Here is a 25,102-nt window from a genome sequence, read left to right as displayed (position 1 = left end):
ACTCTTCTAGAAGCGGAAAGTGAGGTCGACGAGCAAACGCAGATCAGTTTCCCGATCACCGTCGTAAGGCCGGTTGATCACACTGAACATGCCGCCCACATCGAACACGTCGTTCCAGGCGTACCGTTGGCCATAACCGAGCAACGCCATGCCGCCGGTGCCGTGGTCGCGCTGGCTGTAGGTGCCGGCGCCGGCCTGGAACTGCTGGCTCCAGGAGGTTTCGTAGCGGTGGTAGAGCACGTGATTGACGTTGACCAGCGGCATCACGCTGAAGTCGGATTTCGGGTTGAAATACGGCACGTCGTCGGATTTCGAGTTGTGGCTGGTGCCGACTTCCAGACCGGCGTCGACCTGAATATTCGGCGCGCTGTAAATACCTTCGCGTCCGGTGACCAGCGCTTCGACACGGTTGTTGCCATCGCTGAAGTGCGACGGACTGACCGACACGCGCCACTCGCGGCTTTCGTTGGCACGCCAGCGCAGGAACGCACTGCCGCCGTTGGCCTTGATATCGCTGTTGAGTGCGCGCAGCGGCGTTTCGGCCGAGAGGTATTCGAGGCTGCCGCCGTACTGCCAGTGATCGTTGATGTCGCGGGCAATCGCCAGGCGTGCGCCCTGTTTGTCACCGAAGCCGTAATCGTGATTCGACACCTCGGCTTCGAGCGTCATGTCACGGGTGCGCCGTTCCAGGCCGACACGCTGGAAGCGATGGTGGCCGGTGCCCTCGGCGAAATCGCCGGTGGCATAACCGGCGCCGGCGAACACGCGCCAGTCTTCGTTGATCGGCGGGCTGTACAGCGTGCTCTGGATACCGAAATCACGGCTGCCGCTGACCGCACCGGCATCGCCGCTGCCGCCACCGTTGGCCTTGCCGCCGTAGGCTTCGACGCGCAGTTCGGCCATGTCATGCACTTCGCGCTCGCGGGCCAGACGCTGCACCTGGCGGTTGTCCGGGTAGCGCGCGACCACATCGTCGACCAGTGCATCGTTCTGCCGCCACTCCTGCAACTCCATGGCGGTGCGTGCCTGAGCGACTTCCAGGCCGGCGTCGCGCGGCGCCATGCCCTCGGTTTCCTTGAGCAGGCTTTCCGCACGGCGTGGCATTTGCCGGGCGAGGTAGAGATCAGCCTGGGCCAAACGCAGGCCAAGGTTGCCCGGCGCTTGATCGACCAGAGCCTGCAAACGCTCTTCACCGTGGGGCAAGTCAGAACTGTAGGTACCGGCCTGGGCGGCGAGTTGCTGAGCGTCCATCCACTCATCGTTGGGATTGCCGACCGGCAAGCCCTTCAGTTCGACGCGCGGCCGCTGGGCTTTTGCCGCATCTTCGGCGACCTTGCGCGCCTCGTCGGCGCGGTCGCTTTCCAGCAGCGAGTAGTACAGCGCCGTGGTGTCTTCGAGACGATCACCGGCATCGGCGTCCGGTGCCGAAAGCACCTGGCGATACAGATCGGTGGCCATCTCAGGCTCACGCTGATCCAGATACGACGCCGCCACCCAACGCAGGGCGTAGGTCGGAATCTGCACGCCCTCGGCCTGCAATTTTTGATATTCGCTGATGACGTCGGCGGTGCGCGCCCGCGCCTTGAGCGCGCCCATGCGGTCGATGCGCCAGCGCGTCACGTCGTCGTGGGCAGTGGCGTCAGGCGTCCAGGTCGCGAGCAGTTTGTCGTAGTCGGCCAGCGCACGGTCGGCGATGACGTAGCGTTCCTGTTCGCTGCGGGTAGCCAGTTCGGCGAGGCGTACGCGTTCGGCAGCGAGATCGCCTTCGAGGCGGCGCAAGGTCACCGGGTCAATCAGACCGGGACGTTGGCTGGCCAGACGCAGCGCCGGCTCAGGCAGACGAGCCTTTTGCAGGGCAACCACGTACTCGCGGGCGACTTCCGGTTTGTTGCCGGCGCGGATAAAGGCCTGATCGAATTCGAATAATGCGTCGTACGGTTTGCCAGCGCGACCGAGGGTATAGCCCAGGGCGAGCCGGCGCGAAGGATCGTCGGGCTTGGCGGCGACCAGCGCCTGCGCACGGGTGACTGCCTGATCGGGTTTGCCGGCATCGGCCTGGGTCAGCGCCAGGCCCAGTTGCAGGTCGGCGTTGTCCGGCTCCAGCGCCAGTGCCTTGTTGTAGACCTGGGTGGCCTGATCCCAGCGCTTGAGGTTGCGATAGGCACGTGCTGCGGCGGTCAGCGCCTGAACCGGCAGAACGCGGTCGCGGCCCTGGGCCTCATAGACCTTGACCACTTCGGCATCGAGCCCGGCCCAACTGGCGATTTGCAGGTGATCGCTGATCTGGCCGTCGCTGGCCTGACCCGGCGGTACCTGACGCAGCACCGTCAGCGCAGGCGTGTAATGCCCGGCGCGGGCATCGCGCACCATCTCGTCGTAGGGTGTGTCGGCCAACGCCAGCAGCGGCCAGAGCAACTGGCTGCACAGGGCGAGTCGGAACAAAGGGCGCAAACCACGATGTATTAAAGGACCATCAATACGCGGCATTCGTCAGCATCCTTACATGGCCAGCCGGGTCGCAATGCCCTCCTTGCCCATTCGTAACGGTGGCCGACAATGACAGCCCTCGGCCAAGCTTGGTGAGGCAGTCTGCACGCAAGCGTAGTCGAATTTTCACAACGCAATAATTGTTCAGAATCGGCATGAGCGCCGTATAAAACCCGCACAGCAAAACGCCCGGCGCCTGTTCACACAGGGGCCGGGCGTCTGGATAGCGCGCGGTGAATTTATTGCACTTGGGTGACGCCGGCAAACTTGCTCATCAGGAAGCCGATAAACTGCTCGACGGTCATTTTCTGGCCGTTGAATTCGACCTGATTGGCCGCGTAATGCAGTTTGGTCACCACGTTGGTGCCGTCGACGACAGCCAGTTGCGAGCCAACCGCCATGCCGGCGAACATGTCCGCCGCTTCCTTGGACTGATCGACGATGGCTTTGGCGTCAGTCTGGCCATCGAGTTGCGCCTGCACGCTGAGCAGATCGACCAGCATCGGCTTGGACACCTGAATGTTCAGGTCGAGCAGCGCGATCAGTTGCTTGCCGAGTTGATCCGGCGGCAGATCCATCGATTGCGGCTTGGTCAGGTCGATCACCAGATTGGCACGGCTTTCGCCGTTGGCGGTGTTGAACGACAGATTCTCCAGCGCCAGTTGCGGGCCGGCGGCCAGCAGCTTCTGCAGATCGGCTTTGACCTGGGCGTTTTCCGCTTCGGTCAGGTTCAGCTCCGGCGCCGGCAGACCCTGGGCTGCCGCCTCGGCGGCGGCTTTTTCGTATGGCTGCAACTTGGTCTGGTAGATCTGCATCAGCGACATGGTCGACGGAATGTCGAGGTTCTTCAGGCTCATGGCCATGGCCGCCGAACCCACTTTCTTGTCATTGAGCGACACTTCGCCGATTTTGTAGTCGGCACGCCCCGAGGCATTGCTGCCGCTTTCTTCGGTGCGGTTCTTCATTTCGAAGTTCTTCACGCCCAGCACCATGGGCTTGGCACCAAAGGTGGTTTTGCTGCTGGTCACTTCCAGGGTGTTTTCGCCGGTGTAGTAGCCGTAGCTGCTCTTGGCGAGGTTGCTGGCCAAGGTCAGACCGTTGAGCTCGACCTGCACCGGCGCCTGGTCTTCAGACACGGTGACCAGTTTCAGGTTGTCCATGTAGCCGTCGGCCTTGACCTTCTGCGCCTGGGCGCTGGCGGCGATGTCCATGCTCAGACCGGAAAACTTCAGGCTCGACTGCTCATCCAGCGCGGTTTCGAACGGCACCAGGTTGAGGGTGCTGGTGGTCGATTCGTCGTAACCGATGTTGGTCACGCCCTTGAGCGGCGCGGCGCCGTTGGTGGCGGCGAACCATTTTTCCGTGGACGGGCTCTTTTCCAGCTCGTAGTTGCTGGTAGCCATGACCGGCAGCCACTTCAGCGAAACCAGACGCGAGAACGGCAGCGGGCCGTGTTCGATGTGGTCGACGAACAGCAGCTCGACCGGCGCATCACCGAACATCTCGCCTTCGCCCTTGAGGCGATAGTGCGCGGTGCTGGTGAAGGTATGGCGTTCCAGCGATACCAGTTCCAGCGACGCGGTGCCGTTGGAGCCGGCCATGGCGGTCTGCAGCTCTTTGTTGGCGTTGCTGACGGCGTTGTTCAATACGCCTTCGATCTTGGTCCCGGTGTACCAGGCCCCGCCTGCGCTGACCGCGCCGATGGCAACAACAATTCCGAGGAGCACGCCTGCTGATTTATTCATGAATGACCTGATCGATTTCCGTGGCTGTGGATGAAGTCGTCTTCCCTGAACCCGAGATCGGGTCGCGGCTCGACTGTACGCAATGAGCGGTGGAGATTAGCACCGGGCGTGGCGGACGGCCCAATGTTTAAAGGTTAAAAGAGTGTCTATGGACACTTGGGAGAGCAAAAAGATCGTCCGATCGCGGCCCGAGCCTTCGGCAGCTCCTGCATTTGGAATGCGATTCTCCTGTAGGAGCTGCCGAAGGCTGCATCTTTTGATTTCAGGAATATTGAACCTCGATTTCATCGAGCTGATGATCAAAGCTCTTCAACCGCGCCGTCCAGGTATACACCAGCACTTCAAAGTCGCGATCGATCACCGCCCCGCCATTGGCATCTGCGCGCACATCGCAGAAATCCAGTTGATAGCGCTCTCGGGCCATGGCCGTGGCGACGTCGGACAGCTCACGGGCATTGTTCAGCCAGTGCCAGCCTTCATCGGCGATCTGCTTGTCGAGTTCCAGACATTGCTTCTTCAGGGCTTCGAGGCTTTTTTCCAGCGGCGTGCCGGTGAGCTCGCCCATGACTTCGGCGAAGGTTCGCCCGGGCTGCCAGTAACTGCCCCAGAAGTAACGATCGAACACGGTTTCGACCCGGCGCAGGGCGACTTTGGTGTCCCAGATCAGCACGAGCATCTTGCCGCGTTCGAGCTGGCGCTTCTTGACCCGCTGCAGTTGAATCGAGGTCCACGCAACGACGACGATCGCCATCACTGCGATCAGCGCAACGGCGCTGTCGAGGAAGATCATTGCCGTGTCGATCTGATGGGCCAGCATGATTCCGTAGAAATACGTGGCCGAGAGCAGCACCAGTGCGACCAGAGCGCACCAGAAGCCGAGAGCGTAAGGGTTCTTCATTATTGGTTTCCCCTGGGCCAGCACGAGCAATGTGCATTGGCGGAGCGCTTGGCACGGGGCGCCCCTCCAACACTTCAAAGCATAGCAATGGCCTCAGGGTTTGCTGGCGCCCGAGGTGTTCGTTCGTCCGCTTTCCCAGCCACCGCCCAGCGCCAGGAACAAATCGACCTGGCTCATCGCGACTTGGGTGTTGGCCGCGGCCAGTTGCGCGGTGACATCGGTATAGGTTCGCGTCGCTTGCAGATCGGCGAGGAACGACTCGCGGCCGGCCTGGAAGAAACGGTGCGTCTGCTCGGCGGCGAGCTTCGCCGACTGCTCGGCTTCGGCCAGCGCGTCGCGGCGTTGCAGCAATGCGCTGTACTGCGCCAGCCCGGTCTGGGTCTCGCGGATGGCGTTGAGCACCACCCCGTCGAAATGCGCCAGCGCGCCCTGGGTGTTGGCCTCGGCTTCACGGATGCGCGCGCGGGCGCCGTTGGTCGGCACTTTCCAGCTCAGCGACGGGCCAAAGCCCCAGCGATTGGTTGATGGGTCGCCCAGATCGTCGATGAGACCGACGGTGCCTATCGTCGCGCCGATGCTGATGTCCGGGTACAGCTCGCCGGTGGCGATACCGATGCCCGCCGTTGCCGCCGCCAGACGGCGTTCGGCCTGACGGATATCCGGACGACGCTTGAGCAGCGCAGCGCCGTCACCCACCGGCACCAGTTGCGCGATCTTCGGCAACTCGGCGCAACGGGCCGTGCCCGCCGGCAATTGCTCGACCGGTTTGGCCAGCAGCATCGACAAACGGAACAGCCCGGCCTGACGCGCCGCTTCATAACGCGGCAAGTCGGCACGCAGGGATTTGAATTGTGTTTGCGAACGGGTGACCTGGGTTTCGTCGCCTCGCCCGGCATCACGCAGGCGCTGGATCAGCGTGGTGCTCTGCGATTGCAGATCGAGAGAATGCTCGGCGATTTCCCGCTCTTCGTTGGCAGCACAAACTTGCGTATAAGCGCGGACCACGTCCGCCACCAAAGTGATGCGTGCGGTATCGGCGGCGGCCTGGGTCGCGTCGGCATTGGCCTTGGCCGCTTCGATGCCGCGTTGCAGGGTGCCCCACAGGTCAAACTGATACGAGGCGCTGATGCCAATGTCGCCGACGTTATCCACCGGCACTTTCTCCGGCAGCAGGAACGCCTGACCGGATTCCTGCAAACGCTGGGCGCCCATTTTCACCCCGCCGCTCCAGCCGCCAGCGGCCTCGGCTTCATCCACCTGAGCCCGCGCCCGCGACAGGTTCGCCGCTGCCACGCGCAGATCGGTATTGGTAGCCATGGCCTGCTGCACCAGTTGATCGAGGCGCGGGTCTTTGTACAGCCGCCACCAGTCGGCGGGCACCGGCGCCGAGACCACCGGCTTGCCGGCGACTGCCAGCTCGCCCTGAATATCCTTGCGCTGCACCGCCGCGTCGGCGGGCACCTGATAATCCGGGCCGACCATCTGACAGGCCGAGAGCATCACGCCCATTCCGGCGATCAACCAGGCCCTGCTCATGGCTGCGGCTCCTCATGCTGATCGTCGATGATCGACACGGTGGCGGTACGCCCGGCGATCATGCGGAAGTCGGCGGGCACTTCATCGAATGCGATGCGCACCGGAATCCGCTGCGCCAGACGTACCCAACTGAACGCCGGGTTGACGTTGGGCAGCAGGTTGCTGCCGCTGGTACGGTCGCGGTCTTCGATGCCGGCGACGATACTTTCGACATGCCCGCGCAATCGCGCACGATCACCAATCACGCGGATATCCACCGACTGTCCGACGTGAATGCCGTCGAGTTTGGTTTCTTCGAAATAGCCGTCAATGTGAAACGAGTTGCTGTCGACCACCGACAACACCGGGCGCCCGGCGGTGACGAATTCCTGCGGACGTGGTGCGCGATCGTTGACGTAACCGTCGACCGGGCTGCGGATCACCGAGCGGTCGAGGTTGAGCTGCGCACTGTCCACCGCTACCAACGCTTCGGCCAACGCCGATTGCGCACGGGCTACGCGCGACTGGCTTTCTTCCAGCTGCTCGGCCGGCACCAGATTGCCGAGGCCACGGTTACGCTTGGCTTCACGCTGCGCCTGGGCGAGGGTTTCCTGGCGATCGGCAACGGCGGCCTTGGCCTGGCGCAGGGCCAGTTTGAAGCGGTCCTGATCGATGCTGAACAGCACCTGGCCACGTTTGATCAACTGGTTGTCTTTCACCTCGACCTGCTGAATCAGCCCGGACACGTCCGGGGCGATCTGGATGATGTCGGCGCGAATGTGGCCGTCGCGGGTCCACGGCGCGAACATGTAATACATCACCATGCGCCAGACGAGGACAACGGCAAACGTCACGATCAGCAGGGTCAGGACCACGCGACCAATAGTCAGAAAAGGTTTTTTCATGTCATCAGGTATCGACTGAGTGAGTCCACGCCGTACAGCAGCACGGCATAGAGCGCCACGTTGAACAATGCCCGGTGCCAGACCAGACGGTAAAAGTGCAGGCGTTGCAGGACGCCGTGCACCAGCAAAAACAACACGTAAGTGATGCCCATCAAAACCAGCAGGGTCGGCAGGAAAATACCGCTGATATCCAGATCACCGATCATAGGGGCGCTCCATCGGGCAGCGGTTCTTCAGGCTCGGCGCTGGAGACGAATTCGACGCCGGGCAGCAAGGCCAGACGCAGACCGCTCAAGGCGTGCAACAGGTGCAGACGGGTTTCGTCGTCGCCCTGGCCGGTCAGCGCACGGCGGGTACGATCAAGTGTCATCAGCAGACCGCTCGGTGCCGGCAAGCGTTCGCCGGATTTGAGGCAGGCGCGGAAATACTCGCCGACCTCGGTCACCACTTGTCGCAACAGGGCGTTTGGCACGCCAGTCACGCGCGGGGTATAGGCGAGCAGATCGAGCATGTTCAGGCCGACACGCACTTCGCGCATTGCGATGCCGGTGTCCTGGCCGGTCAGGGCCAGACGCGGCAGGTGCTGCATCAACCGATCAAGCAACTGCACACCCAACTGCCGATGCTCGGCGAGGCTGGCCGGTTCGGTCATGCTGACGATGTCTTTCCAGCTGAACCGGGTCAGGCGTTTGGCCGCCAGCTCGGCGCCGAACGGCCGTGCCACCAGCGTCCAGATAAACGCGAACAACAGCCCCAGCGGTCCGGCGAGGTTGGAGTTGGCGAAGGCGAAAAAGTCCGCGTCGTAGGCACCCTGAATGCTGATGAACGACGACGTGTTGACCAGCGTCAACAACATGCCGAGGTAGAAACGCGGCTGCACCGTCAGCGTGCCGATGCAAATGAACGGCACGGCAAACGCCAGCACCAGCATCGGGAAATCATGCAGGTTGGGCAGAATCAGAAACAGGTAAAGGCTGGCGAACAGCACCGACATCCCGGTCCAGAAAAAGAACCGGTAAATCTGCGGTGCCGGGTCGTCCATCGAGGCGAAGAAACTGCACGCTACCGCCGCCAGGATCACCGCGCTGCCGCCGTCCGGCCAGCCCAGCAAAATCCACAGCACGGATGCGACGATGATCGCCAGAATGGTCGAGGCCACCGAGTACAGCATCAGCCCGCGATCGATGAACGGCGTCAAACGGCCGAGTCGCCAGTGCCGATAGACCGCGCGCCAGCTGTCCTGGCGCTCGCACAGAATCGCATCCTGCAGGCTGCGGCAGTCCTGCCACAAATCGATGAATTCACCGAGGCGGTAAATCGCGTTGGAGAACAGCAACTGTTTGCGGTCTTCCAGTGCTTCGGCGCTGGGTTGCAGCGCGTCGAGTTGATCTCTCAGGGCTTGCCAGCGCGCAAGGTTGGCGTCTGCGTGGCCCAGCCATTCACGGGTCGCCGTCAGCAGCGGCTGGAATTTTTCCACCAGTTCCGGCGTGCGGCGTTCAAGGGCATACAGCGAATCCTCGAGGGCATCGATCACCGGCAGCAGGTGAATCATTCGTCCGCGCAGCTCCTTGGTGTTGCGCACGGTTTGAGGCCGCGCGCCTTCATGGGGCAACTGGCCGATCATCAATTCGAGGCTGTTGAAATTGGCGACCATGGCCATGCGCAGCGCGGTGACTTCTTCCGGCTGCACATCGCGACTGAGAAACTTCAGGCTGTAGCTCGTCGCATCGGCGAACCACTTGCTCACCGCATCGTTGAACACCGGTGCCAGCCGACGCGGCCAGAACATCGCACCGACCACCGCAGCGACGGCGATGCCAAGGAAAATCTCTTCGGTACGCGCCTCGGCCACGTCCCACACCGCCAGCGGATTATCGACCACCGGCAGAGCGATCAGTGGCAAGGTATAACCGGCCAGCATCAATGCGTAGCTGTTGGCCGTGCGTAGATGCAGGGACATGAACAGCAGAATGCCGGTCCACAACGCGATCACCACCACCAGCACGTACGGGCTCTGCACGAACATCGGCACGAACAGCACCGCCGCCGCCGCGCCCAGGAAAGTGCCCGCCGCGCGGTACAGCGCCTTGGAACTGGTCGGGCCGAGAAACGGGCTGGAGACGATGTACACCGTGGCCATCGCCCAGTACGGACGCGGCATTTGCATGAGCAAGGCGATGTACAGCGCAATCATCGACGCTGCAAAGGTGCGGACCCCGTAAAACCAGTCACGGGCCGGCGGCATGCCAGTGAAAAAACCGTTCAAGAATTGACCACCACAGGCGAACGCGCCGCCTCAAAAGCCTTGAGTACCCGAAGCGTAGCTTCCAGATCGCTGCGCTCGATGCCTTCCAGCACTTCGTGGCGCAAGCGCACCAGCTCGGCCTCGACCGCTTGCACCAACTCGCGGCCGGTATCGGTCAGGCTCAGGCACTTGGCGCGGCGATCCTGGGCATCTTCGGTGCGACAGACGTAACCGGCATGGCACAGCTGATCAAGCAACCGCACCAGCGACGGACTCTCCATCCCGGCAGCTTGGGCGACTTGCACCTGGCGCACGCCCTCGCCCAGACGCCCGATCATTAACAATGGAACGGCGCAGGCTTCGGAAATTCCGTAGTTGACCAGCGTGGTCTGGCAGATCTTCCGCCAATGCCGGGCGGCCACCACCATGGCACTGCTGATGTTCATCTGGAGACTGTCGATGGAATCGGACACGGGATAACGGACACTGTTAGTTTGCTAACTATCAATATCGCATTGGAGGGGAATTTCAGTCAAGTTTTGAAACAAATCTACTCACGCTTGGCCGAGGCGTACCACGAGTTGGATTTGTAATTTTCGAAGAAAAAATTTAATGCGACGGACAAAACGAAATTTTTTTTACAGTAAGAAGGTTTTTTTACATCTGAGCCTTTTCGCGCAATTTTTTTTACATGCTGCGCCGCATGCCAGACGATACATCAACTGATCCCACACTTTGGTGGCCCAGTCCGGTCACTCAAGAATCACATCGACAAACATCGGCCACTTGAATAAAGCGGGGGCTCGTTCAACGGTTCCTGGCAGCATCGTAAACGCTGCTGCGTTCGCGCTTGCCAACCGCTAGCACAGAAACCACGACTCGTTCGTCGATGACTTGGTAAACCAATCGATACCCCGAGGCTTTGAGTTTGATTTTGTAGCAGTCAGGCATGCTGTGGAGGGCGTCAGCCGGGATTCTGGGAAGCTTCAGCCTCTCACCCAGCTTCTTTTTGAACTGCTCCCGCAACGTATGACCCAGCTTGTTCCACTCTTTGTGCGCAGACGGCAGAAACTCAAGCTTATAAGTCATCCAGGCTTACCGAAATGGGCGTTTCGTGGAGGCGCGAACGAACGATGTCAGCCAGCTCAAGATCATCAAGCCGCTCCATCATCGCTTCGTAAACTTCGGCCGGCACCATATAACCCATGACGCGATTGTGGTTGAGGACAGCGACGGCCCCCCCATGTGCACCGTTCAACACGGCAGTAGGATTTTTCTTTAGTTCAGAGACACTGACAGCCATATCGGCAAGAACACTTTGCATAATAAGGACCTCAAATTAGGACGTGATTTTGGTCTATTTATACCCAATGGACAACTGCGGCGTTCGACGAGGATACAAACTTCGCAATGATCACCCCACCCGCCCCTTCCGCAACATCACATTCAACTGATCCACCACCTCCGCCCAATCCGCGTCCTCCAGAATCTCGTCGCGCAAGAACTGCGCCTGACTTTGCGTCCAGAAAAACGCGTCGGCCAGATGCAATTCCGGCTTGAGCGGGGAATGGCTGGCGATGAATTGGTCGATGCCGGTCGGGTCGTCAGCGAGACCGAGTTGTTTGAACAGGGCCGGTAAGCTGTGCTGCGGATTTTCCATGATGCAACTCCTCTGCAGTCCAGGTCCGGCGTTGCGCCGTTTACTGCAGTGGAGTTGATCATAGCTGTCGCTGCGGTTCAGGGCCTGGCGACATCCGGCGAGCCTGCGGCCAGGTGCGCTGCCGGGTAGACCGATTGCCATCCGCCGCCCAACGCCTTGTACAAACCGACCATCGCCAGGGAAACGCCGGTCGAGCTTTCCACCCATTGTTCCTGCGTGGCGAGCAAGGCGCTTTGCACGGTGAGAACGTTGACGAAATCGACCACGCCTTCAACGTATTGCTGCTGCGCAGTGCGCAGGGCGATGCGGTTCTGGCGCACGGCTTCGGCGAGGCTGTCGCGACGGCGCTGGCTGGCGTTGTACGCGGTCAGTTGATCGTCGATTTCATGCCAGGCGCGCAGCACAGTCTGCTGGTAGGCGATGGCCGCTGCCTGTTGCTGGGCTTCGCGCAGTTGCAGCATGCCGCGCAGGCGACCGCCGTCGAACAGCGGCAGGCTGAATTGCGGGCCGATGCCGAAGGCGCGCGAGCCCCAGGAGCCGAAATCGCTCAGTTGCATCGCCTGCGATCCGAAGTTGCCGGACAACGTGATGCGCGGATAGAAATCACCCTTGGCCACACCGATGTTGGCGGTGGCGGCGTGCAGATGCGCTTCGGCCTGGCGGATATCCGGGCGGCGCTCGGCCAGTTCCGACGGCAGGCCGATCGCGACTTGCAGCGGCGACTGCGGCACTGCCGCGTCTTTGGACAATGCTTGAGCGAGTGCCTGCGGCGGCTCGCCCATCAACAGACTGATCGCGTTGATCAGTTGCGCCTGACGCTGCTCAAGCGCTGGCAGCCGTGCTTCGATGGCGGCGACTTGCGCGGCGGCTTCGGCGACATCGAGATCGGTCGCCACCCCGTCAGCCAGACGCAGCTGCGAAAGCTTCAGGCTATGCCGGGCGACATCGAGATTCTGCTCGGTGACGGCGCGGGTATTCTGCACGCCGCGCAGCTGAATGTAATTTTGCGCGGTGTCGGCGAGAACGGTCAGCAGCACACCGCGACGATCGTTTTCCGCCACTTCGAGATTGGCGTCAGCGGCTTCGGTTTCACGGCGCACGCGACCCCAGAAATCCAGTTCCCATGAGGCCGAGAAACCGGCATCCCACAGGTTGAAAGCCGAATCACCGTTATTTCCCGATGGATCATTGAGACCTTCGCCGCTGTTGCGCTTGCGTGCGTAGCTGCCGGTGGCGGCGCTGTTCGGATAACGTTCGGCGGTCATTACCTGGCGCGCGGCGCGGCTTTGTTGCAGGCGGCTGCTGGCCAGTTGCAGATCGAGGTTGCTGTTCAGCGCGCGCTGGGTGAGCGCGGAAAGTTGCGGGTCGTGGAAGGTTTCCCACCAGCGTTCGTTCAAGGGTTCGCTGACGGCCTCGCTTGGGGCGGACCGGGCCGGTTTGGCCCAGTCGGCAGGTTGAGGGGCTTCGGGTTTCTGGAAGTCTGGGCCGACGGTGCAGGCGGTGAGACTCATTGTGAGCAAGGCACTGAAAGTTAGCTGCTGCCACTGGCGTTTTCGCGAGCAGGCTCGCTCCCACATTCTGCAATGCGTTGTCCCTGTGGGAGCGAGCCTGCTCGCGAAGGCGCCAGCCGATTCAACACCGATCATCGCTGCGTTACCTCGCGCCCGGACGCCTTTGAGCTGGCGGTATCAATACTCGCCTCCACCGACATCCCCACCCGCAACCGCTCAGCCAGTGGCTGGCCCGGTTCCAGCACGATCTTCACCGGAATCCGCTGCACAACCTTGGTGAAATTACCGGTGGCGTTATCCGGTTTCACCGCCGCGAATGTCACGCCAGTTGCCGGCGCAATGCTCTCGACGCGACCGCTCAAGGCTTCGCCGCCCAAGCTGTCGACCCGCACTTGCACATCCTGCCCCGGCTGCACGTCAGTCAACTGGGTTTCCTGAAAATTGGCCACCACATAGGCCTGCTGCAATGGCACTACTGCCAGCAATTTGCTGCCCGGGATGACGTAAGCGCCAACACGCACCGCACGCTCGCCGATCATGCCGTCCTGCGGCGCAGTAATACGCGTGTAAGAGAGGTTGAAACTGGCGATCTCCAGCGCCGCCTGCGCGTGTTTCAGATTGCCTTCGGCGGCGTTGCGCTGAGCGGTGAGAATCTCGACTTGCTTGCGTTCGGCCGCAAGTCTCGCCGTCGCAGTATCGAGACGCGCCGACGCCTGATCAATGCGCGTGCGCGCCTGCTGCGCGTTCTGTACGGTGCCGGCGCCGACACCGGCGAGGTGGTTGTAGCGGTTCAGTTCCTGTTGCGCAAAGGCCATTTGCGCTTTCGCCGAGACCACTGCAGCCTGCGCCTGAGCAATCAGCGAAGCCTGCCGCTCGAGAGTCGCGTTGGCGTTCTGCAACTGCGCCCGCGCGACCAGGGTTTGCGCATCCGCCGCTTCCGCCGCCGCGCGCAAATCACGGTCATCGATCAGCGCCAGCAACTGCCCGGCCTTGACCTGTTGGTTGTCTTCGACCAGCACCTGCTTGATGAACCCGGCCACGCGCGGCACCACCAGCGTGTAGTCGGCGCAGACGAAGGCGTCGTTGGTGGTCTGCTCGGTGCGTTGGCCGAACAGCCCGGGCATCGCCAGGTACACCAGCACGCCCACCGCCAGCGCGGCAGCCACGGCCACCGCAAGTTTTTGCTTGGATTGAGTCATAAAAAACCTTCAGTTTCAGTGCAGCGATCAGGTCGGCGCGCGCGGCGGATAGATCCGCGTGGGCAGCCAGAAAATCAACAGAATCAACGCCACGGCGACGCCGGCCATGCACACGTAGAGATCGGACGAAGTCAGCACCACGGCCTGCTCGTGCAAGCGGTGGGCGAGGCCCGGATCGCTGTGATCGGCCAGCGGCGAATTGCCGAGGCTGTCGACCAACATGGTCGAATGGAAATGCAGGCGCGATGTGGTCAGCGCTTCGATGACGCCGGTGGCAACCACTGCGGCAAGACCTTTGACGGTGTTGAACCACGCCGACGCAAAGGGTCCTTCCATCGGCGAAATACTGCCGGTCGACAACATCAACAGCGGCAACACCGCCATCGGCTGACCGAAGATCTGCAGCCATTGCAGGACATAGAAATCATCGCGAATCCACACCGAGGTCAGGTGCGAACCGCCCAGACAGGACAACGTGAGCATGCCCAGACCGATGCCGAGCACCCAGCGACAATCGACCCAGCGCAAATTGCACAGCGCCGCCACCAACGGCAGCGCAATCAGTTGCGGCAACGCAGCAATGAGCATGATCGGTGCGGTCTGCGCCGGACGATAACCTTGTACCTGCGCCAGATAGCTCGACGGAATCAGCACCACCGCCAGTAGCACGATCAGCACGCCGGCGAGGGTAATCAGGGCGAACAACAGGTTGCGGATGCCGAGCATCTGCAGCTTGAAAAACGGAATCGGCTGCGACCATTCATTGATCATGAACGCCACCAACAGCAGCGAACCGGCGCCGAGTAATCCACAGATCAGATTCGACTCGAACCAGTCCAGGCGATTGCCCTGCAACAGGCCGATGACCAGCATGCAGATCGCCGGAAAGCCCAGCAGCAGGCCTTTCCAGTTGAATGACTTGAGCCGCTCCAGCCGCAGCGGATCCTGCGGCAAGCCGTAGGCAACGGCGACCATGGCGATCAGGCACGGTACGATGATCTGCCAGAAGGTCCATTGCCAGCCGACGTATTCAGTCCAAAGACCGGCCAGCGGCGTGCCGAGTCCCGGGCCAAACGTTGCGGTGAGCGCGTAGCCGGCCAGTCCGTACAGTTTGATGTTCGCCGGCAAAAAGCGCAGCGCGACGGTCATCAGCATCGGCGGCAGTGCACCGCCGGCCAGGCCCTGGAGGATGCGCATCAACAACAGGCTTTCGTAATTCGGGGCAAACGGGCACAGCACGCCGAGCAACGTAAACAGGCCGATGGCGCAAAGAGTGAAACGGCGCAGTGAGAAGGTCACCGAGCACCACGGCGCGAAGGCCATGGCCGCAACCGACGTGGCGGTGTAACTGGCGACCAGCCAGGTGCCTTCGTCATAGCCGATGTGCAGCGCGCCACGAATATCTGCGAGTGCGACTTTGGTGACCATCTCGTTGAGGCCCGAGACCAGCACGGCCAACAGCACGCCGACCAGACCAATGATGATCCGCGCCCCGAACACCGGTGGCGCAACCGCCGTCGCCGGGCTGGTCGCGGCGAGAGGCGCCGTGACCGTCAGGGATGTCATGAATGAAAACTCCGGGGGTGAAAATACCGGAGCATTTTAGTGGGGCTTGATGCTGACGAAAATTGACTTATCGGCAGGTTATAAGTGCATTGAACACAAATATCAAAAGCAAAAGATCGCAGCCTTCGGCAGCTCCGACAGGTGAAATGCATTCCAGTGTGGGAGCTGCCGAAGGCTGCGATCTTTTGCTTTGCTTTTTTTAGGGCTGTGCCGCCAGCCACGTTTCATCGCAGCAGGTCTTGAGGGTTTCGCGCAGCCAGCGATGCGCCGGATCCTTGTCGAAGCGTGGGTGCCAGGCCTGGGTCAGCATCAGCATCGGCAGCGGAATCGGCAGGTCGAATGAGCGCAGTTTCAAGCCCAGCCGCCGCACGCTGAGCAGGGCTTCTTTGGGCACCGGCAGGATCAGGTCGGAGTCGGGCAAGGCAAACATCGCCGCGTGGAAACTCGGCGCGATCACCGCCACCCGGCGCTCCAGTCCCAACGCATTCAACGCCGTGTCGATCGGGCCGCGAGCGATGCCACGGCGGGACATGCTGATGTGGGAGAAACCGGCGTAGCGCTCGGCAGTGATTTCGCCGTCGAGCAGCGGATGGTTCTCGCGCACCAGGCCGACGAAATGTGTAGAGAACAGGTTCTGCACCTTCACCTCCGGCGTGAGCGGTCGGGTGTTGCTGACGCTCAGATCGATGCGCCCTTCGCGCAGCGCCTCATCGTCGCCATCGCCTTCCGGGACGAAGCGCAATTCACAATGCGGAGCCAGTTGATCGAGGGTATCGAACAGTTTGCCGCCGTAGACGCCGACGAAAAAATCATTGGCGCGGATGCTGAAACGCCGCCGCAGGGTGCCCAGTTCTACGCTATCGGCCGAACGGAACAGCAGCGCCGCCTGTTCGACCACATCTCGCACCTGTTCGCGTAACTCGAGGGCTTTGGGTGTCGGCACCAGACCACGCCCGGCGCGCACCAGTATCGGATCGCCGATGGCTTCGCGGATCCGCGTCAGGGTGCGACTCATGGCCGCCGGACTGAGGTTCATCCGCCGCGCCGCGCCGACCACACTGCCTTCGTCGAGCAAGGCGTCGAGGGCGACCAGAAGGTTCATGTCCGGGAGTTGCATGCTGAGCACTCTTGGCTGATCTCAATTGATTCGGGCGCAATGCTAGCAGATCAACAGATCGCAGCCTTCGGCAGCTCCTACCAGAGGATCGCATTTGCTTGTAGGAGCTGCCGAAGGCTGTGATCTTTTCAGGTCAGCGCTGCATACCCCACCGCTTCACCGTCACACGCTCAAGGGTGTCAAACACCAGATTTTCCACCAGCAGACCAATCAGAATCACCACCGCCAACCCGGCAAACACCTTGTCGGTATACAGCTCATTGCGATTCTGGAAGATGTACCAGCCCAGTCCGCCCTTGCCACTGGTCGCGCCAAACACCAGTTCGGCGGCGATCAAGGTGCGCCAGGCAAACGCCCAGCCAATCTTCAAACCCGCAAGAATCGACGGCAGCGCCGCCGGAATCAGGATGAACAGGACCAGGCGCAAACCCTTCAGGCCATAGTTGCGCCCGGCCATGCGCAGCGTTTCGGAGACGCCGAGAAATCCGGCATAAGTGTTGAGCGCCAGCGCCCACAACACTGAATGCACCAGCACGAAAATCAGGCTGTTCTGGCCCAATCCGAACCAGAGCAGCGCCAGCGGCAGCAGGGCAATCGCCGGTAACGGGTTGAACATAGAAGTCATCGTACTGAGCAAGTCACGCCCCAACTGGGTCGAGACCGCCAATGTCGTCAGAGCGAACGCGAGGACGATGCCGATCAGATAACCCTTGATCAGCACCATCAAAGATATCCACACCTTGGCCAACAGCTCGCCACTGAGCAGCCCGTCGAACAAGGCATGCGCGGTTTGCAGAAAACCCGGCAGCATCAGGTCGTTGTTCTGAATGCGCGCGACCACTTCCCAGATGATCGCCAGGACGATCAGGATCAAACCTTTGCGCAGCCAGCCTTGTTGCCATAACCGCGTGCTCAGCGGCAGCTCGCGCTCGACCGGCACTGCAGTCAGCGGCTCGAGCACGGTTTCGAATTCCTCACGCACGGATGATGAATGGCTCATCGGGTAGTCCTCCTGGCCGCTCAATAGGCGATGCGAATGTCGTTGAAGTCATGCTCACGTTCGGTCTCGGGCGCCTGGCCCTCATCGAACAGCAGACGATGAATGCGTCGTGCCGATTCCTGAAACGCCGCGCCACCGAGGCTGTGCAGGTCGTATTGATGGCTGTGCACTTCGGCGCGCACGCGGCCCGGATGCGGCGACAACAAGAGAATGCGATTGCCCACCACCAGGGCTTCTTCAATCGAATGGGTGACGAACAACAGGGTGAAGCGCACCTCCTCCCAGAGCAGCAGCAATTCCTCCTGCATCTTGCGGCGGGTCAGCGCATCGAGCGCAGCGAAGGGTTCGTCCATCAAGAGAATTTTTGGCTGCATGGCCAAGGCCCGGGCGATCGCTACCCGCGCTTTCATGCCGCCGGACAACGTGTGTGGATAGGCATCGGCGAACGCCGCCAGCCCGACCTTTTCCAGATAGTGCAGCGCACGTTCTTCGGCATGTTTTTTGTTCAACGTTCGCGAAGCCAGCAGCGGAAACATCACGTTCTGTTTGACGGTCTTCCACGGCGGCAGTTGATCGAATTCCTGAAACACCACAATCCGGTCCGGCCCCGGCGCATCGACGCGCTGGCCTTGCAAACGGATCTCGCCTTCGGACGGCTGAATGAAACCGGCGACGGCTTTGAGCAAGGTCGACTTGCCGCAGCCGGACGGGCCGAGCAGCACGTAGCGGTCGGCCGGGTCGATTTCGAAACTGACTTGATGGGTGGCGCGCACCACGCGCTGCGGCGTGCGGTATTCGAGGCTGACGTGATCGACGGCCAGCAACGCTTCGCTGCGGGCGATCGGGTTGCTGGCCGCGCGGCCTGGCAAAGGGGCGTTCATGGTCGATCTCCGGCAAATCAGAAAGGCGCGTCGCCCTGGATGGTCGTGCGATACAGCTTGCGGCGCAGATGCGCGGGGCAGCCGGCGGCGAGGTGGATCAGCGAGCGGTTGTCCCAGAACACCAGATCATGGGGTTGCCACTGATGGCGGTAGATGTTCTGCGCCAGCACGCTGTGGGCGTAGAGCTCACTCAGCAGTTGCTGACTTTCGTCTTCCGGCAGACCAACGATGCGCGTGGTGAAGCCTTCGCTGACGAACAGGGCCTTACGCCCATTTTCCGGGTGCGTGCGCACCACCGGATGCACGACTTCGGCGACTTGCGCCAGTTGTTCCGGGGTCAGGGTCGGGCGCCAGTTGCCCTCGAATTTGCTTTCGCTGTAACGCGCCGTGTAGGAATGCGCGGCAAAGCGTCCTTCAACCGCATTGCGCAATGCTGCGGGCAAGTCGTCCCAGGCTTTGTGCATGTCGGCAAACAGCGTGTCGCCGCCCTCCTCCGGCAACTCCTGGGCGTGCAGCATCGAGCCGAGACTCGGCAGCTCTTTATAGGAAAGATCGGAATGCCAGAACTTGCCGGCGTCACCGAGACCGATGTTTTGGCCGTTCTCGATGATGTTGGAAACGATGAGAATTTCCGGATGATTGGCCAGCAGGAATTGCTTGAGCACGTGGATCTGCAGCACGCCGAAACGGCGGCTGAAATCGATTTGCTGTTGCGGGGTGATCTGCTGGTCGCGGAACACCACGACATGGTGATCCAGGTGCGCGCGATGAATGCGCGCGAAATCCTCGTCATTGACCGGTCGGCTCAGGTCGAGGCCAACGATTTCGGCGCCGACGGCACCGCTGAACGGGCGAATCTCAAAGGTTTGCGGCGCGGCGGTCGCGGCGCTCGGGGTGGCAGTAGCTGTGGACATCTTTCCATCTCCCACGCACGGCGCGCCCAAGGGCGCGCTCGTCGATCAGACACTCACGCTCGATTGCGTGTCGGTTCAGGTCGTGCGGCGCGCCGATTGGTCGGCAGGTACGCAGGGAGAGGAATTTATAGCTATAAAAACTGGAGGTTAAATACCGTTATTGAATAACGATATGGCGAATGGTGAGGAATGGACGGCGTGATGAGTGACGGTTTTTGTCACTTACTGACAGATGCATCGATGCAACTGACGCCTTCGCGAGCAAGCTCGCTCCCACAGTTGATCTCCAGTGACCGAAAATTTTGCGTTCGGTTAAGGACCAATGTGGGAGCGAGCTTGCTCGCGAAGAGGCCGCAAGCCGCGCTGAAGACCTAGCGCTCGTGCAACGCCTCAGCCCGCGCCCGAATGATCGGCTTCAGCAAATAGCTCAACACCGACTTCTTGCCGGTGATGATATCCACCGAAGCGACCATCCCCGGGATGATCAGCAAAGGCTTTTCATCGGTGCCCAAATGGCTGCGCTCAGTGCGCACCTTGATCACGTAATAAGTGGTTTTCTTGTCTTCGTCGGTGATGGTGTCGGCGCCGATCTGCTCAAGCTGCGCCTTGAGCCCGCCGTAAATGGTGTAGTCATAGGCGGTGAATTTGACGATCGCTTCCTGCCCCGGATGCAGGAAGGCGATGTCCTGCGGTCGGATCTTGGCTTCGACCAGCAGGGTGTCGTCCAGCGGTACGATTTCAACCATGTCGCTGCCCGGCTGGATCACGCCGCCGATGGTGTTGACCAGCAGTTTATTGACGATGCCGCGCACTGGCGAGGTGACCAGCGTACGGCTGACGCGGTCTTCCAGCGCCTTGCCGGTGGCCTGGGCCTTGTTCAGATCGGTGCGTGCTTCGTTGAGTTGAGTGAGCGCTTCACTGCGGAATTTGCCACGGGTTTCGTCGATCTTGCGCTGCACTTCCTTGATCGCCGATTCCGCGCGCGGGATGGCCAGCGTGGTCGCGTCGAGCTGGCCGCGGGTTTCCACTTCGGCACGCTTGAGGCGCAACACTTCCACTGGCGAGACCGCGCCCTGCGCCACCAAGGGCTCGGACATGTTGATTTCCTGACGTTGCAAGCCAAGTTGCTGACGGTACTGCGCTTGCTTGGAGCTGAACTCACGCAGCTCTTGCTGACGCTGGATCAACTGCTCCTGCAAACCACCGATTTCGTCGTGCAACTGCTGACGACGGCTGATGTACAGCGACTCTTCGCTTTTCGCCTGACCGGGCACGGCTTTGAGCACGTCCTCGGGGAAATTCAGTGGACGATCATCGACCTCCGCGCTCAGGCGCTCGACACGCAGTAGCATCGACAGGCGATCAGCCTCGGTTTCGCCAACGTTGGAAGCAAAACGCGTGTCGTCGAGACGGATCAACGGCGCGCCGGCCTCGACGATCTGACCTTCCTTGACGAACAGTTCGGCGACGATGCCACCTTCGAGGTTCTGGATTTTCTGGATCTTGGACGATGGAATTGCCTTGCCGTCGCCCTTGGTCACTTCGTCGATCACGGCGAAGTTGGCCCAGAGCATGAGGAACACGAAGAAGCCTATGATCGCCCAGATGGTCAGGCGCACGACGCGCGGGGCGTCTTCGATCAGCGCCTTGTTGACCTCCGGCAGCGGCTGGCCCTGCAGCGAGGCAGAGCCCTTGAAGTAGCGACGGATCGACTCCTTGACACCGGACTTAAGCAACACTGATCTGCCCCTTCTTCAACGCTTCCATCACGGCGGCTTTCGGGCCGTCGGCGAGAATCTGCCCGCGATCGACCACCAGCAGGCGATCGACCAGCGACAACAGCGATGCCCGGTGCGTCACCAGCACCACGGTCTTGTTTTCGATCACCGCCGCGAGGCGTTGCTTGAGGCGTTCTTCGCCGGTGTTGTCCATCGCGCTGGTCGGCTCGTCCATCAGCAGAATCGGCGGATTGAGTAACAGCGCCCGGGCCAGCGCGACGTTCTGCCGTTGGCCGCCGGACAGGTTCTGCCCGCGCTCGCCGACTTGCAGCTCGTAACCCTGCGGATGCAGGCGAGCGAATTCGTGGACGCCGGCCAGTTCCGCGGCTTGCAGCACCAGCTCGTCTTCGACGTAACGCGCGCCGGACACGAGATTGTCACGCAGGGTGCCGGACAGCAGTTGAATGTCCTGCGGCACGTAGCCGATGTTGTAGCGCAGTTCGCTGACGTCGATCTGGCGGATGTCCACGCCATCGACCAGCAGCGCGCCGTCGTCCGGCTGATACAGGCCGACCAGCAGCTTGGCGAGCGAGCTTTTGCCCGAGCCGCTGCGGCCGATGATGCCGATCTTCTCGCCGGGACGGATGACCAGGTTGATGTTCTTCAGCGCCGGATTCTGCTGGTCCGGGTAGGTGAAGCTGAGCTGGCGGCATTCGATGGCGCCCTGCAAAACCTTGCGGCTCAGCGGCCGTTCTTCGAAATTGCGCTCCTGCGGCAGCTCCATCATCTGGTCGACCGAAGTCATGGTCACCCGCGCCTGCTGATAGCGCGTGAGCAGGCCGGACAGCGACGCCAGCGGGCTCAGCGCGCGGCCACTGAGCATGTAGCAGGCAATCAGCCCGCCCATGCTCAGGTTACCGGCGATGATCTGGTAGACGCCGAAGACGATCATGATCCCCCCCGCCAGTTGCTGGATCAGCAGGGTGATGTTCATCGCCAGACCGGAAAGCATTTTCACTCGCAGCTCGAGGCGGCTAAGGGTGCCGATGGTCTGCTCCCACTGATACTGGCGTTCGCTTTCGGCGTTGTTGACCTTGACCGCGTCGAGGCCGGCGAGGGTTTCGATCAGGCTCGACTGGCGCTCGGCGCCCAGTGCCATGGTCCGCTCCATGGTCGCGATCAAGGGCTTCTGCAAGGCGTAGCCGATCAGCAGGGCAATCGGGAACGCCAGCACCGGAATCCATACCAGATGCCCGCCGAGAATGGCGATCACGATGAAGATCAAAATCGTGAACGGCAGGTCGATCAGGCTGGTCAGGGTCAGCGAGGCAAGGAAGTCGCGCAGGCTCTGAAACTCATGGATGTTCTGCGCGAAGCTGCCGACCCGCGCCGGGCGGTATTTCATCGCCATGCCGACGATGCGTTCGAACAGCGTCGCCGAGATGATCAGGTCGGTTTTCTTGCCGGCCAGGTCCAGGCACAGACTGCGCAGGCTTTTCAGAATCAGGTCGAAGATGTACGCGCCGGTAATGCCCAGCGCCAGCACCCACAAGGTTGCTTCGGCCTGGTTCGGCACCACGCGGTCGTAGACGTTCATCACGAACAGCGGCGCCGCCATGGCGATGATGTTGATCAGGAAACTCGCCGCGATCGCATCGGCGTACAACCAGCGCGAACGCTTGAGGGTGTCGCGAAACCAGGAGCGTGCGCGCGGGATCAGCGTGCCGTGGTTGACGTCGAATTTGTGCTGCGGCTGAGCGAAGAACACTTTGCCGGTGTAGTCGTCGCTCAGCAGTTCGCGGCTGACCACCGATTCGCCGCCATCGCTTTCGCTGAGCAGCACTCGCGCATCGTTGTCGCCCTGCCAGCCGAGCAGAACGGCGCTGCGGCCATCCTTGAGCAGCAACAGCGCGGGCATGGCGATCGCCGGAATCTCTTCGAGCTTGCGCTGCAGCACCCGACCTTGCAGGCCGGCGCGAGCCGCTGCGCGCGGCAGCAACTCGACACTCAAACGTTGTTTGGGCAGCGGCAGGCCGGTGGTCAGCATCGCCGCGCTGGCAGGCTTCTGGTGCAGCATGCACAGGGCGAGCAGACCATCCAGCAGCGGATCGTCGTGCAACGCGCGTGGATCATGGCTGAGTTGAACTCGACTGACTTCTGATTCCACGCTCGACACTCTTTGACAGTTGGAAGGGATAACTCAGTTCATCCCAGGCAGCTGAACCTTGGGCTTCACGTCGTTCTGCACAACGGATGCCAACGGCGCGACCACTCCCTGGCTTTTGAGCAATTGGCCCATGGTCGCCTTGATTCGGTACTGAGTAAATAACTGGACGTTTTTGATTTCCGCCAGACGGCGCGAGGCGGTGAACAGTTCGTTTTCGCTGTCGAGCAAGTCCAGCAGGGTGCGTTCGCCGAGGCTGAATTGACGCTGGTAGGCGGTGCGCACCGAGGTGCTGTGATCGACGTATTGCTGGGCGATCGGCACCTGCGCGTTGGCGTTGTTCAGGGCGTTCCAGGCCAGGCCCAGCTCTTCGTTCAACTGGCGCAAAGCGTTGTTGCGGATGTCCAGCGCCTGATTGGCCAGGTACGACTTGGATTCCAGATCAGCCTTGTTGCTGCCACCGGAATACAGGTTGAAGCGCATGCGCAGCATGGCCTGCCACTCGTTGTTGTGGCCATTCTGGCCGTCAAGATCGTTGTCGGCGGTGCGGCCCAGTTCGGCGTCGAAGCGTGGGTAGAACGTCGATTTGGCCGTGGCGAACTGCTTCTCGGCAGCGGCAATATCCGACTCGGCGGAACGCAGGATCGGGCTGTTTTCCAGCATCTGTGCGCGGGCCTCGTTGAGGTTGGCCGGCATCATTGCCATGAACGGCGCCGGGCGCTCCAGTTGATCGGGCATCTGACCCACGGCGCTGAGGAAATTGGTTTCCGAGTCGGCGAGGTTGGTCTGCTCGGTGATCAGGTTGTTGCGGGCCTGGGCCATCCGCGCTTCGGCCTGATCAAGATCGGCGCCACTGCCCACGCCGCGCTGGGTGCGCAACTGGATCTGGTCGTAGATGCGCTGGTGACTCTTGAGATTTTCCTCGGCCAGACGCACGAATTCGCGGCGGGTCAGCACGTCCAGATAAACCTGGGCGACGGTCAGCGCGGTGCGCTCGGAAGTGCCAAGCAGCGAGTAGGCGCGTGAGCTGACGTTGGCTTGTTGACGCGCAACTTCGTTGGAGGTCGCAAAACCGTCAAAAACCATTTGCGAGAGACGTAAACTTGACTCGCTGCGGGTTAACGTCTCCCAGTGATTGCCGCCACTGTTCGCTCGGGTCGTCACGCTATCGGTGCCCTCACGACCGTAACCGCCCAGCAGATCAACCTTGGGCAGGTATCCGCCCTTCGCCGCCTTCAGCTGGTAATCCGCCGCCAATCGACTGTTAACCCCCGCCTGAATCTCCGGATGGACATCCAGCGCCTGTTGCATGGCTTCTGGTAAGGATTGTGCTTGTACAAAAGAGGCGGCGAGGGCGAAGGGAGCGGCAAGGAGCAAAAGCGAACGCATGGTTGGAATTTCCCAGAACTTCTTGTCTTGAATCACAGCAAAAACGTGGCGCTGCGTCGGATGATGGCAACCCGAAAGACCGTATGTCGGAAAGTTCAAAAGAGGAACTGGATGACACGCTGAAGGACAGGTCGCCGCGGAAATATCAATGTGACATTAGTGGGGCGATTGTTTAGGATGGCTCCCAG

Annotated in this window: 21 protein-coding genes; all 21 read right to left on the bottom strand. The window is 61.3% G+C overall.

Translation table 11 applies throughout. The features are described 5' to 3' along the window. Window positions 1-6: 6 nt before the first annotated feature. Window positions 7-2,487: a poly-beta-1,6 N-acetyl-D-glucosamine export porin PgaA gene (pgaA, locus tag ACP7D9_RS15430; RefSeq protein ID WP_426158390.1), complete on the bottom strand. Its 2,481-nt coding sequence runs from the start codon at window positions 2,485-2,487 to the stop codon at window positions 7-9. 239 nt (window positions 2,488-2,726) lie between these two features. Next, window positions 2,727-4,232, bottom strand: coding sequence for a YdgA family protein (locus ACP7D9_RS15425; RefSeq protein ID WP_101157060.1), 1,506 nt, complete (start codon window positions 4,230-4,232; stop codon window positions 2,727-2,729). A gap of 262 nt (window positions 4,233-4,494) precedes the next feature. After that, window positions 4,495-5,130 (bottom strand): NADH:ubiquinone oxidoreductase subunit N, encoded by a 636-nt coding sequence (locus ACP7D9_RS15420; protein WP_101157062.1) that lies wholly within the window; start codon window positions 5,128-5,130, stop codon window positions 4,495-4,497. A gap of 93 nt (window positions 5,131-5,223) precedes the next feature. After that, window positions 5,224-6,666, bottom strand: a complete 1,443-nt coding sequence (locus ACP7D9_RS15415) for an efflux transporter outer membrane subunit (RefSeq protein WP_426158388.1) — start codon at window positions 6,664-6,666, stop codon at window positions 5,224-5,226. Further along, on the bottom strand, window positions 6,663-7,550 hold the full coding sequence (locus ACP7D9_RS15410) for an efflux RND transporter periplasmic adaptor subunit (protein WP_076564936.1): 888 nt from the start codon (window positions 7,548-7,550) through the stop codon (window positions 6,663-6,665). The genes ACP7D9_RS15415 and ACP7D9_RS15410 overlap by 4 nt, the downstream gene beginning before the upstream one ends. Beyond that, window positions 7,547-7,756: a DUF1656 domain-containing protein gene (locus ACP7D9_RS15405; RefSeq protein WP_016772264.1), complete on the bottom strand. Its 210-nt coding sequence runs from the start codon at window positions 7,754-7,756 to the stop codon at window positions 7,547-7,549. Before ACP7D9_RS15405 ends, ACP7D9_RS15410 begins: the two co-directional genes overlap by 4 nt. Continuing rightward, on the bottom strand, window positions 7,753-9,816 hold the full coding sequence (locus ACP7D9_RS15400; RefSeq protein ID WP_312998318.1) for an FUSC family protein: 2,064 nt from the start codon (window positions 9,814-9,816) through the stop codon (window positions 7,753-7,755). Before ACP7D9_RS15400 ends, ACP7D9_RS15405 begins: the two co-directional genes overlap by 4 nt. Next, window positions 9,813-10,241, bottom strand: a complete 429-nt coding sequence (locus ACP7D9_RS15395; protein WP_426158385.1) for a MarR family winged helix-turn-helix transcriptional regulator — start codon at window positions 10,239-10,241, stop codon at window positions 9,813-9,815. The genes ACP7D9_RS15400 and ACP7D9_RS15395 overlap by 4 nt, the downstream gene beginning before the upstream one ends. A 361-nt stretch (window positions 10,242-10,602) precedes the next feature. Beyond that, entirely contained in the window at window positions 10,603-10,884 is a 282-nt protein-coding gene (locus tag ACP7D9_RS15390) for a type II toxin-antitoxin system RelE family toxin (protein WP_071174010.1), read from the bottom strand. Then, the gene (locus ACP7D9_RS15385) at window positions 10,874-11,119 is read right to left on the bottom strand and encodes a type II toxin-antitoxin system Phd/YefM family antitoxin (protein ID WP_041477418.1); all 246 of its coding nucleotides are present in this window, start codon (window positions 11,117-11,119) and stop codon (window positions 10,874-10,876) included. Before ACP7D9_RS15385 ends, ACP7D9_RS15390 begins: the two co-directional genes overlap by 11 nt. Window positions 11,120-11,209: 90 nt before the next feature. After that, the gene (locus ACP7D9_RS15380; protein ID WP_426158382.1) at window positions 11,210-11,455 is read right to left on the bottom strand and encodes a DUF2789 domain-containing protein; all 246 of its coding nucleotides are present in this window, start codon (window positions 11,453-11,455) and stop codon (window positions 11,210-11,212) included. A 77-nt stretch (window positions 11,456-11,532) separates the two neighbouring features. Further along, on the bottom strand, window positions 11,533-13,101 hold the full coding sequence (locus ACP7D9_RS15375) for an efflux transporter outer membrane subunit (RefSeq protein ID WP_426158380.1): 1,569 nt from the start codon (window positions 13,099-13,101) through the stop codon (window positions 11,533-11,535). Then, window positions 13,098-14,165: an HlyD family secretion protein gene (locus ACP7D9_RS15370; protein WP_426158378.1), complete on the bottom strand. Its 1,068-nt coding sequence runs from the start codon at window positions 14,163-14,165 to the stop codon at window positions 13,098-13,100. The genes ACP7D9_RS15375 and ACP7D9_RS15370 overlap by 4 nt, the downstream gene beginning before the upstream one ends. 27 nt (window positions 14,166-14,192) lie before the next feature. Next, window positions 14,193-15,731, bottom strand: a complete 1,539-nt coding sequence (locus tag ACP7D9_RS15365; protein ID WP_426158376.1) for an MFS transporter — start codon at window positions 15,729-15,731, stop codon at window positions 14,193-14,195. Between the two features lie 199 nt (window positions 15,732-15,930). Next, window positions 15,931-16,848 (bottom strand): LysR family transcriptional regulator, encoded by a 918-nt coding sequence (locus tag ACP7D9_RS15360; protein ID WP_016772273.1) that lies wholly within the window; start codon window positions 16,846-16,848, stop codon window positions 15,931-15,933. 133 nt (window positions 16,849-16,981) lie between these two features. Beyond that, window positions 16,982-17,848 (bottom strand): ABC transporter permease, encoded by an 867-nt coding sequence (locus ACP7D9_RS15355; RefSeq protein WP_397478595.1) that lies wholly within the window; start codon window positions 17,846-17,848, stop codon window positions 16,982-16,984. A 20-nt stretch (window positions 17,849-17,868) separates the two neighbouring features. Next, window positions 17,869-18,729 (bottom strand): ABC transporter ATP-binding protein, encoded by an 861-nt coding sequence (locus ACP7D9_RS15350; protein WP_426158373.1) that lies wholly within the window; start codon window positions 18,727-18,729, stop codon window positions 17,869-17,871. Window positions 18,730-18,746: 17 nt separating this feature from the next. Continuing rightward, window positions 18,747-19,643, bottom strand: coding sequence for a TauD/TfdA dioxygenase family protein (locus tag ACP7D9_RS15345; RefSeq protein WP_426158371.1), 897 nt, complete (start codon window positions 19,641-19,643; stop codon window positions 18,747-18,749). Between the two features lie 371 nt (window positions 19,644-20,014). Beyond that, on the bottom strand, window positions 20,015-21,382 hold the full coding sequence (locus ACP7D9_RS15340) for an HlyD family type I secretion periplasmic adaptor subunit (protein ID WP_101157087.1): 1,368 nt from the start codon (window positions 21,380-21,382) through the stop codon (window positions 20,015-20,017). Beyond that, window positions 21,372-23,528: a type I secretion system permease/ATPase gene (locus ACP7D9_RS15335; RefSeq protein ID WP_426158369.1), complete on the bottom strand. Its 2,157-nt coding sequence runs from the start codon at window positions 23,526-23,528 to the stop codon at window positions 21,372-21,374. Before ACP7D9_RS15335 ends, ACP7D9_RS15340 begins: the two co-directional genes overlap by 11 nt. Window positions 23,529-23,561: 33 nt before the next feature. Further along, window positions 23,562-24,914: a TolC family outer membrane protein gene (locus ACP7D9_RS15330; protein WP_101157108.1), complete on the bottom strand. Its 1,353-nt coding sequence runs from the start codon at window positions 24,912-24,914 to the stop codon at window positions 23,562-23,564. Window positions 24,915-25,102 lie beyond the last annotated feature (188 nt).

Source organism: Pseudomonas sp. TSRC2-2, assembly GCF_049897785.1.
Lineage (GTDB): Bacteria > Pseudomonadota > Gammaproteobacteria > Pseudomonadales > Pseudomonadaceae > Aquipseudomonas.
Note: the sequence above shows the minus strand (reverse complement) of the source record. Positions and strands in the feature narration are given on the sequence as shown.

Excerpts from the sequence above, each read along its gene's own strand:
- pgaA (WP_426158390.1), bottom strand. The coding sequence starts at position 2,487 with ATGCCGCGTATTGATGGTCCTTTAATACATCGTGGTTTGCGCCCTTTG.
- ACP7D9_RS15425 (WP_101157060.1), bottom strand. The coding sequence starts at position 4,232 with ATGAATAAATCAGCAGGCGTGCTCCTCGGAATTGTTGTTGCCATCGGC.
- ACP7D9_RS15420 (WP_101157062.1), bottom strand. The coding sequence starts at position 5,130 with ATGAAGAACCCTTACGCTCTCGGCTTCTGGTGCGCTCTGGTCGCACTG.
- ACP7D9_RS15415 (WP_426158388.1), bottom strand. The coding sequence starts at position 6,666 with ATGAGCAGGGCCTGGTTGATCGCCGGAATGGGCGTGATGCTCTCGGCC.
- ACP7D9_RS15410 (WP_076564936.1), bottom strand. The coding sequence starts at position 7,550 with ATGAAAAAACCTTTTCTGACTATTGGTCGCGTGGTCCTGACCCTGCTG.
- ACP7D9_RS15405 (WP_016772264.1), bottom strand. The coding sequence starts at position 7,756 with ATGATCGGTGATCTGGATATCAGCGGTATTTTCCTGCCGACCCTGCTG.
- ACP7D9_RS15395 (WP_426158385.1), bottom strand. The coding sequence starts at position 10,241 with ATGAACATCAGCAGTGCCATGGTGGTGGCCGCCCGGCATTGGCGGAAG.
- ACP7D9_RS15390 (WP_071174010.1), bottom strand. The coding sequence starts at position 10,884 with ATGACTTATAAGCTTGAGTTTCTGCCGTCTGCGCACAAAGAGTGGAAC.
- ACP7D9_RS15385 (WP_041477418.1), bottom strand. The coding sequence starts at position 11,119 with ATGCAAAGTGTTCTTGCCGATATGGCTGTCAGTGTCTCTGAACTAAAG.
- ACP7D9_RS15380 (WP_426158382.1), bottom strand. The coding sequence starts at position 11,455 with ATGGAAAATCCGCAGCACAGCTTACCGGCCCTGTTCAAACAACTCGGT.
- ACP7D9_RS15375 (WP_426158380.1), bottom strand. The coding sequence starts at position 13,101 with ATGATCGGTGTTGAATCGGCTGGCGCCTTCGCGAGCAGGCTCGCTCCC.
- ACP7D9_RS15370 (WP_426158378.1), bottom strand. The coding sequence starts at position 14,165 with ATGACTCAATCCAAGCAAAAACTTGCGGTGGCCGTGGCTGCCGCGCTG.
- ACP7D9_RS15365 (WP_426158376.1), bottom strand. The coding sequence starts at position 15,731 with ATGACATCCCTGACGGTCACGGCGCCTCTCGCCGCGACCAGCCCGGCG.
- ACP7D9_RS15360 (WP_016772273.1), bottom strand. The coding sequence starts at position 16,848 with ATGCAACTCCCGGACATGAACCTTCTGGTCGCCCTCGACGCCTTGCTC.
- ACP7D9_RS15355 (WP_397478595.1), bottom strand. The coding sequence starts at position 17,848 with ATGAGCCATTCATCATCCGTGCGTGAGGAATTCGAAACCGTGCTCGAG.
- ACP7D9_RS15350 (WP_426158373.1), bottom strand. The coding sequence starts at position 18,729 with ATGAACGCCCCTTTGCCAGGCCGCGCGGCCAGCAACCCGATCGCCCGC.
- ACP7D9_RS15345 (WP_426158371.1), bottom strand. The coding sequence starts at position 19,643 with ATGTCCACAGCTACTGCCACCCCGAGCGCCGCGACCGCCGCGCCGCAA.
- ACP7D9_RS15330 (WP_101157108.1), bottom strand. The coding sequence starts at position 24,914 with ATGCGTTCGCTTTTGCTCCTTGCCGCTCCCTTCGCCCTCGCCGCCTCT.